Origin of the sequence: Acinetobacter sp. YH16053 (assembly GCF_013417035.1) — a bacterium.
GTDB classification, from domain to species: domain Bacteria; phylum Pseudomonadota; class Gammaproteobacteria; order Pseudomonadales; family Moraxellaceae; genus Acinetobacter; species Acinetobacter towneri.
In genome coordinates, this window is sequence record NZ_VPEP01000038.1 from 1 (window position 1) to 8298 (window position 8298).

The 8298-nt window shown below is 38.2% G+C and carries 10 protein-coding genes and 1 pseudogene; all 11 read right to left on the reverse strand.

What is annotated here, in order from left to right:
• Positions 1-230 precede the first annotated feature (230 nt).
• A complete protein-coding gene (locus tag FTV43_RS13910; RefSeq protein WP_004972388.1) occupies positions 231-572 on the reverse strand; it encodes a zinc ribbon domain-containing protein YjdM in 342 nt (113 codons plus the stop codon).
• Between the two features lie 93 nt (positions 573-665).
• Positions 666-1031 carry a DUF488 domain-containing protein gene (locus FTV43_RS13915; RefSeq protein WP_131260718.1) on the reverse strand — a complete coding sequence of 122 codons (366 nt, stop codon included), beginning with the start codon at positions 1029-1031 and terminating at the stop codon, positions 666-668.
• A gap of 115 nt (positions 1032-1146) precedes the next feature.
• Complete coding sequence (locus FTV43_RS13920; protein ID WP_004972392.1) at positions 1147-1524, reverse strand: ribonuclease E inhibitor RraB; 378 nt, start codon at positions 1522-1524, stop codon at positions 1147-1149.
• A gap of 182 nt (positions 1525-1706) precedes the next feature.
• A complete protein-coding gene (locus tag FTV43_RS13925) occupies positions 1707-2639 on the reverse strand; it encodes a DUF5660 family protein (protein ID WP_179995742.1) in 933 nt (310 codons plus the stop codon).
• A gap of 281 nt (positions 2640-2920) precedes the next feature.
• Positions 2921-3586 (reverse strand): RluA family pseudouridine synthase, encoded by a 666-nt coding sequence (locus tag FTV43_RS13930; protein ID WP_179995743.1) that lies wholly within the window; start codon positions 3584-3586, stop codon positions 2921-2923.
• Positions 3587-3737: 151 nt separating this feature from the next.
• Positions 3738-4451 carry an SIMPL domain-containing protein gene (locus FTV43_RS13935; protein WP_179995744.1) on the reverse strand — a complete coding sequence of 238 codons (714 nt, stop codon included), beginning with the start codon at positions 4449-4451 and terminating at the stop codon, positions 3738-3740.
• Positions 4452-4570: 119 nt separating this feature from the next.
• Entirely contained in the window at positions 4571-4822 is a 252-nt protein-coding gene (locus FTV43_RS13940; RefSeq protein ID WP_004972400.1) for a DUF6868 family protein, read from the reverse strand.
• A 562-nt stretch (positions 4823-5384) separates the two neighbouring features.
• Complete coding sequence (locus tag FTV43_RS13945) at positions 5385-5957, reverse strand: DUF4126 domain-containing protein (RefSeq protein ID WP_096901555.1); 573 nt, start codon at positions 5955-5957, stop codon at positions 5385-5387.
• A 106-nt stretch (positions 5958-6063) separates the two neighbouring features.
• Complete coding sequence (locus FTV43_RS13950; protein WP_004972403.1) at positions 6064-6207, reverse strand: zinc ribbon-containing protein; 144 nt, start codon at positions 6205-6207, stop codon at positions 6064-6066.
• A 130-nt stretch (positions 6208-6337) separates the two neighbouring features.
• Positions 6338-6577 (reverse strand): annotated as a pseudogene (locus FTV43_RS13955) (PIN domain-containing protein); the annotation flags it as partial.
• Between the two features lie 44 nt (positions 6578-6621).
• Positions 6622-8067, reverse strand: coding sequence for a hypothetical protein (locus FTV43_RS13960; RefSeq protein WP_179995745.1), 1446 nt, complete (start codon positions 8065-8067; stop codon positions 6622-6624).
• Between the last annotated feature and the right edge of the window lie 231 nt (positions 8068-8298).

An 8298-nucleotide genomic window follows, 5' to 3' on the forward strand; every position in this document is an offset into this window, starting at 1 on the left:
CAATAGATGGGTTCAAATTTTTTGAAAAAATCATCAACAATACAAAAAATTTCTGTAAAATCGTACATGGTAGTTAGAGCCTTTGGGTTGTGTCGTAACTTTCTAAATGGCTCTAACTACCTTTTTTCAAGGGCTTTTCTTATCCGTAATTCGGGTTAAAATACTTTTATAAACTCCATAAAAAAGCGCAGGCAACTCAAGTCGCCTGCGCTGTTGAAATCTGCTTAAACTTAAGCTTTTTTCACATATTCAGATTTTAATTTCATAGCCCCCATGCCATCAATCTTACAATCAATGTCATGACCATCTGCTGCATCTGGAATTAAGCGAATATTTTTCACTTTCGTTCCCACTTTTACAGCAGCCGAAGAACCTTTAATTTTCAGGTCTTTAATCACAGTCACCGTGTCGCCATCTGCCAACACGTTGCCGTTTGCATCTTTAATCACAGCAGCAGTTTCTTCTAGCTGTTCCCCTTCTTTCCACTCATGTGAGCATTCAGGACAAATCAGTAGGTCGCCATCTTGGTAAGTGTATTCTGATTGGCATTTTGGGCAATTGGGCAAAGACATAAAAAACCTCAAAAACTATATTATAGCATTTTTTACTGAATTTTCATAAACTTAAAATCCTTATAAAGCACAAGGATAATCAAATAAAACTCTTTAATTGGACTGTGCTAAGCGTTGCAGCATCACGCATTTTAATACCACTACATGATTGTGCTGCTCATCTTTAGCTGCTGTGACCAGAGTGATTTTTTGCTGCTGTGCCAGTTCACACAACGCCTGTAAAGCCTCTTCTTGCTCTGCTAATTCAGCTATATAACGCTGCTGAAACTCATCCCAATGTTGTTCAGGGTTTTGATGATACCATTTACGCAGCCCAGTCGAAGGCGTAATTTCTTTGGGCCATAAGTCAATACGAGCGCGTTCTTTACTCACACCACGCGGCCATAAACGATCAACCAACACCCGTGTTCCATCTGCCTGAGTCGCTTCAAGATAAGCGCGTTTCATTGCAATATCCATATTTGCACCTCTGCATCTTTTATGATGACGTCATCAGCGCCAAAGTTTTAGGCAGCAGATTATGTATCACAAATAAAAAAGCATGTGATCAACACATGCTTTTCAGATACCCGATTTAATCTTCGTAATCGTCTTCGTCTTCATCATCGTAGACGTAAGCCATACAGCCCCAGCCATCGTATTCACCGCCATGTTCTTCAGCAATTTTGCTGAACCATTGCTCTAAATCGACAATGTCTGAATACTCTGGTTCCATGTAAACATAAATGGTAATGATCCATTCAACTGCGTCAGATTCTTCATCTTGGAATAATGAAATTTTTTGTTCTTCGGCCAACAAATACAAAGCACATTTTTCAGCTTGTTCTTGTGTGGTAAAAGCGATGGAGTACTCAATCTCATGTGGCTCTGTCAGGTCATCCCCATCTTCATGCATTTGCCAAAGTACATTGCCATTATCATCATCAGGGAATTGTTCATAGTCACGTGTCATGCGAATATCCTTGTTATCTTTTTAGCCAATATATATTTGGCAAGTGACAAAATAGTGAATTCAACATAGCACAAATTTGCCCGAAGGACTCAATTTTCATTTCGTTATACACTGACTTTAGTCTGAAACACCCAAAAGCTTGTGTTTAGACACCGCAATTACTCTAAGTATTTGCTGCCAGTTTAATTTGTGGCATCTGACAAGATGCTTTCCTGTTTAAATGCCAACAGCAAAGCGGCAAACTTTAATTCTTCTTGTCGAAGTGTCAAATAAGAATCCAGAATTTTTGCGTGTCCAAATGCAGCGGCATAATGATTCAGTAAAGTAAAATCATCCTGCAAAGCTTGAAGCGATTCAGCCAGATTTTGTTCAGTCAGCTGCACCAAATACAAATCTGCTTTGCTATTAAATGCTTGAGTCAGTAAAGTCACTGCCGCTAGACGGCGTTGCTCATCGACAAAGGCGCAATGTGCAACTTCTTGATTTTTGACTGCATCTTGAATCTTGTGTCGTACTTGCTGCAAGTGTTGTGCTGCATCACTATAGCCATAACCTTCAATCAGATCATCCAATAGCTGCTGTGCAGGCAACTGAAAAGCAGGCGTATGATGTTCAATTTTATGATACAGCGCGGTCATAATCTGTTCGAGTTGCTGACGTTCTTCAACCAAGTTATAAAAAGCACCCAATTGATCTTGTGCTGTTTTAAGCGTTTTGGCTTTGGTTTTTTGCTCATGCTCGGCTAAAAAATCTCGAACTTTTTCAACTTGTTGCTTGCACTGCTCCCGCGTATTTTCCGCTTCGGATTTAATCATTTCTACAAACATTTCTACTTGTTGACGACGTTCTAATACATATTGCTCAACGTCTAAAATATGTTGATAGTGCTGCAAGGTTTCTAAACGTCCTTTTAAACTGCCTATTTCGATGCGTAGCATGGTGAGCTGATGCTCTAATTCATTACTTTCTAACTCATCGGACGCCAAATTGGAGCGAGTGCGGTCTAAATTGCTTTGTAAAGATTGAATGCTGGCAGACAACTCACGGCGGCGCTGAGATTGCCAAAAAATAATCACCACCAAAACAATAATGATTGCACCCAATATATACAGCATATAACTTCTCCCACCCGCATTGGTCTGCCATATTTTGAAAAACCATCTTCAGTTTTTAAAGACGCTTTCTAACCCGCTTTGACAGCCCACCACACTCAAAAACACAAAGTTTTAAAACAGCGAGTTATTCACATCCTTTATTTATGCCAAGGCAAATGAATAACGACAGCTCTAAGGATACGTTAGCGAGTTAGCGGCACGAAGACTATCCCAATTTTTGAGTATTTTCACAAAAAAATTGAAAAATATGCGCCTGTTAGAAAAATTGAATCCCAAAATCTCTAAAAAGGAAGCTGTGCCCGAATTGCAACAGGAACCTGGCTTAGAGGTTGTGTGAAAGCCAAATAACTGGCATGCAGCGCCATCCGACCTAACGTACTTTTTTTCGGTTCAGGATGATATAACTTATCACCTGTAATGGGATGTCCAATATATTGCATGTGTACTCGTAACTGATGCGAACGCCCTGTGATTGGGGTGAGCAAAACACGGGTAATATCTTCAACCGCACAATATTCCAAAGCTTGATACAGCGTTTGCGCAGGCTTGCCTAAATCGAAATGCACAATTTGGCGTGGACGGTTTTCCCAGTCAGTAATTAAAGGCACATCGACACTGCCCTCACCTTCAAGTTTGCCTTGAATTAAAGCAATGTAGTTTTTTTCTACTGTTCGTGCCTGAAACATTTTACTCAATGCGACTTCTGCATCACGATGCTTGGCAAACATGAGAATACCTGAGGTGGCCATGTCTAAACGATGGGCAATTTTTGCCTGAGGATAATTTGCGAGCACTCTTAAATATGCGCTGTCTTGATGTTCGGGCAAACGCCCAGGCACCGACAATAAACCTGCGGGCTTATCAATCACCAATAAATCGTCATCTTCATAGACAATTACTAAGGGATCTTGTGGAGGTGCATAAATAAAGTTGTCGTTTAAAGCCATGAACATACAGCATGCAAAGCGGTGCGGGCAAAATATCAAGCACAGCCCAAACTGTCAATTCAGTCGGGCGATGTACTTTTTAGTGTAAAGATTTAGATTTTGAATTGGCTGAGTCTGCCAAGCTAAATCTGCCAAACTTAGTCTGCGAAACTTAATCTGCTAAATAGTATTCCACCGTAGACACCACACGTACTTTTTTCAAATATGGCGTGTTGCTGTCACGATCTTCAATACTAAATACACCCTGATTGGCTGATTTAATTTTACCTAGACGACTGTCAGAATCTGCGGCAAATTTTTCTGCAACACTGCGGGCATTTTGTGTGGCTTGCTCAATCATGGCAGGTTTAATGTCATTTAGTTGTGTATATAAATATTCGGTACGTTGCCCGTAATCTTCACCGCCAAAGGCAATTCCATTTTTACCTAAATCGACCAAGCGACTTTGTGCGCTGCGCACTTTATCAATATTTTTGGTATAGACCGTAATGGTTTGATGTGCGGTATAACGCAAAGTAACATTACCATCGCCACCATATTGCTGGGCGTATTTATCGGTAATTACAGGTGCCGCAATGGTAATTTCTTCAGAACTAAAACCTTCATTTTTTAAAAAGTTTTGAATTTGGGAGGTTTGGCTTTGCATGGTGTCATATAGCGCCGCCAAGTCTTGACTGGCAGTACTAAAACGAATTGGCCACACCGCCACATTGGCTTTTACTTCACGTTCAGACAAACCTTTGACTGAAACCACACGCTCATATTGTTTAATTTTAAGTGCGCTATTGCCCAAGATCCAACCCGCGATAACCATCCCCAAACAAATTAGACCGCCTAAAATCAGTGCAGGTTTAAATTGATTCATGTTTGCCAACTCCTCAAATTGCGGGCTTTTCGCCTCTATTTCGATGACCGTTTGTTTTTAATGTACTGTTTCGAGCGATTGTTTCTATGCGTTTCGATGCTTGTTTCTATAGTTTGAAATTAAGGTCGCATCATATACAGCGCGATGAGTGGCGCAATATTCAATAGCAATACCCCAATTTTATAGACCGCCATGCCGCCATAATGAATGGCATCAAAACTTGCATCTGACAATTTGAACCATCTGCCATGTAACTGTCGAAGCCAGTCATGCGCGAAAATCACCACCACAAACCACAGCATTAAAATGGCATAGTTAATGAGTGCGCAGGTCAGTAATAAGCGACACCAAAAATCGTAATCAACACTCATATCACACCTAATTAGATGTAGATGATTATTGCAAATTAACAGATTTGAATGAAAAATTTGATGGGAGTTTTGTAGCAGAAAGATGGTTTAAAATTCATTTAAGCTTTTATTTTGTCTGGATTTTATTGTCTTGATCTTGTTTTGTTTTTTATATTTTTAACAATATTCTTTAGGGTGTTAGGGAAAACAACTGTGGTTTACTTCAACTATCATGCTGGATAAGCCATGATCTTATAGCCTATAAACTTCTGGTTTATAGCGTCCTAAGCCGAATCGAGACCTTTTGGGTAAGTACTACACGCACGTTGTACGCAACTGGTAGCAATCTACTCTTTTCGATCCCCATCACACCCTTGAGATATATAGTAGTGATTTGAGGATGGGATTGTTTCCCCGAAATGATTTTATTTTGATTAATTTTTAAAATTTTTATCACTTTTTAAGTCATATTTTAAAAAATTTCCCAAATAGACATTTTTTATGCATTTAAATCATCAAATAAAGCTTAAATATTGAATTTATTACCATGATTATTTTAAATGTTTTCAAACTGACCAAAAATCTATGTGGAGGATTCAACAACTTTCTTTTTGCCTCGAATCCAGCGAATTGCCCAAATTAAGGTCAGTAGCACTACAAAAACCACCAATACAGGCACAATGAAAGACAACACTGAAAGTACGGCAGCCCCAATCCACTCTCCTGTTGAAATTACAGGATTAGCAACACCGCCTGTGGTTGCGGTTGATACGCCACGTGCCGCAACTGTACTCATTTGCACCACACCCGCTGTACCGCCACCGACAATAATGGCCGAAGCCCAACTGGCAAATTGCGACATTTCGCCACTGCTTACAGCCATTGTAGTGAGTGTACCTGCAATCATGGCGGCAGGCGTTGCAACAGTGTCGAGCAAATTATCGACCCACGGCACATAATACGCAGCAATTTCACTGATTGTTGCCACGGTCAAAGCTAGACAAACAGCAGGCATCGCCAACCATTCAAAACCTTTCAAGGGTTCAAACCAACCCATGAGCGCCGCAACACTCATGACCAGCAAAGGCACAAAAACCCGAAAACCACTGGCAGCACTTAGCCCAATGCCGACACATAAACCGAGTATTGTTTCCATGTTGTACCTCATTGCCTTGGGTTTTCTATGGCTAAAATAGCAAAAAGCCCCATCGGGTGATAGGGCTTTAGATTAAAACAGGATCTGCTGTTTTATGTCGTGTAGCTTAGGCAACCTTGTTGTTATATTGGGTGCCATGGCATTTGGTACACGGTGGTAGACGGTCTGTACCAATTTCTAAGTAAACGCGATGCCCGCATTGGACACAAAAATAGAAGCCTGTTCCTGGTTTATCACCTGCAGTTACCATCTTTGTTCTCCGTGTGGTTTAGAAATGGTCAATCCAGTATATCTATTCTGTGATGATTGTCTATTGTCCATTTTGACAGGTGATGATGGCAGTTAGGCAAAGGATGATTTTTATAAAAAATCTAACTCACTTACAAAGGATTAGATACCCAGTTTTCGACTTTTAATCCATCGACACGAGTAAATTCTTTTTCGTTATTGGTGACCATGACCCAATGATTTGCACGTGCATGTGCTGCTAACCATAAGTCATTTGCGCCAATGATCTGCCCCTTAGATGCAAGGTTCTGGCGTATTTCTGCATAATGGTGTGCAACATTTTCATCCAATTCAACCACTTGAATTGTTGTCGTTAATTCATGTATTACCTTTTTGGTATAGGATTGTGGCAGTTGGGGAAAGTCTTAATTTAGAGTCATCTTTGTTTTGCAAGTGCAATTACCCCAACATAAGATGATTTAGCTTTTTGAAAATCATATTTTTCATCTAACTTATCGCCACAGTATTTAACACCGATACTTCCAGCTCCAATAACTGAGATCAATTGTCCAAGTAGCGGCATAAAATTAACTGCCAATGTTCCCCCTACAAGCCCTAAAGTTTGTATATGTTTAGATCTATACTTACTTTTTAATCCTTCTAATTCTTGAATATGCTGTTTAACTTTTCTATCTAAAAATTGAGAAAATTCTCTCGAAACATAATCTATATCTTCAATTTTGGAAGTTGATATTGAACTTATAAAAGTTCTCATTTCATTTTTAAATAAAATATGTTCATCTGCTTTTCTAAGCATCTTAATTTCTTCATCATTAAAATTAGCTAAATAATCCAATCGTTGATTCGTCAAAACATTTAAAATTGTATCGGTCTGTCTATCAATTGAATTATTCGCTTGGGATGACCAACTCATTCTTGAGATTAAATTATAGTAATGAGCGTGTTCTGGAATACAGATATAAGGATTGCTGCTCATTTCATGAGAATTCTCCAAAAGATGAAACTGTGGTGCTAATCTTTCACTTATCCCATTCAGAACTATCTGAGTATCATTGTCTAAATATTGACGACACCAATCCTCAGACCTATTTTCATTAGCATAATTTTTATAATTATCAATGGAGTTTCTTAAATCAGAGAGATCTAATCCATTAGGTGAAATAAATAAGCGCTTCCTTTCAACTGTACTTAAAAATTTATCATTATTCTTAAAAGCATAATCAATTAAATCATTTTTGCTTTGAAATGATGTTCCTAGATAGAAGTTAAAAAAATCAACAAATAGATTCGAAATACTTTTCTGAGTATAAGAATCCTTATCTTCAAGTATTTTTTCCCAACTTGGAAAAATAAAAAATGGAGGAACCTCAAAATCTTCTTGCAGAAGCTCTCTCAAATGTAAAATAAAGAATACAGCCTCTATCATTCTTATATTAGTAAATCTTTCTTCTGCTCTTTCTTTTTCAATCCAAGGTAGAATCGGATCAGGAATTAAAACAATATCTGTTAATAGTAAGGACTTACGAACTGCATTTAGTTGTGTCTCTAAAAAACGACTACTCCCTCCCAAGTTAATTTTAAATAAATTTAAATTCTGTGCTGATTTAAAAACTTGAGGTGACTCAGTAGAATATAATTTGGTTAATTTTTCCAAAAATTCTAAACGTATTTGATTCAGCTTTGAAAAGTAAGCCATATTATTTTTATTTCTTTCATACATTTCTTTTAAGTAAAAGCCTAGCTCTTTAAAATCATGAAAATTTCTAGGCTCCTTTCCCACAAATTTTATAAAAAATTCATTAATAATTTCAAAATACGATTTTTGGTAAATTATTATCTTATGTAATAAATCAGTATTCATCAGATGAGCCGACAATTAAACACCCTACTTAACAGTAGGGTCTTTTTACAACAATTTCAATAACTTTAATCTCCCCTAACCCCTCTCTAAAAAGAGGGGGAACTCCTCATTGCTGTCCCACAATTTTTCACAAGAGGAAGCTCATTTGAGCTTCCTCTTGTTTTATGGGTATTTTATCGGGTGAAAATAAAGCTTTTAAAGTTCTTCTTTCAAACAAATTCACTTGAATTA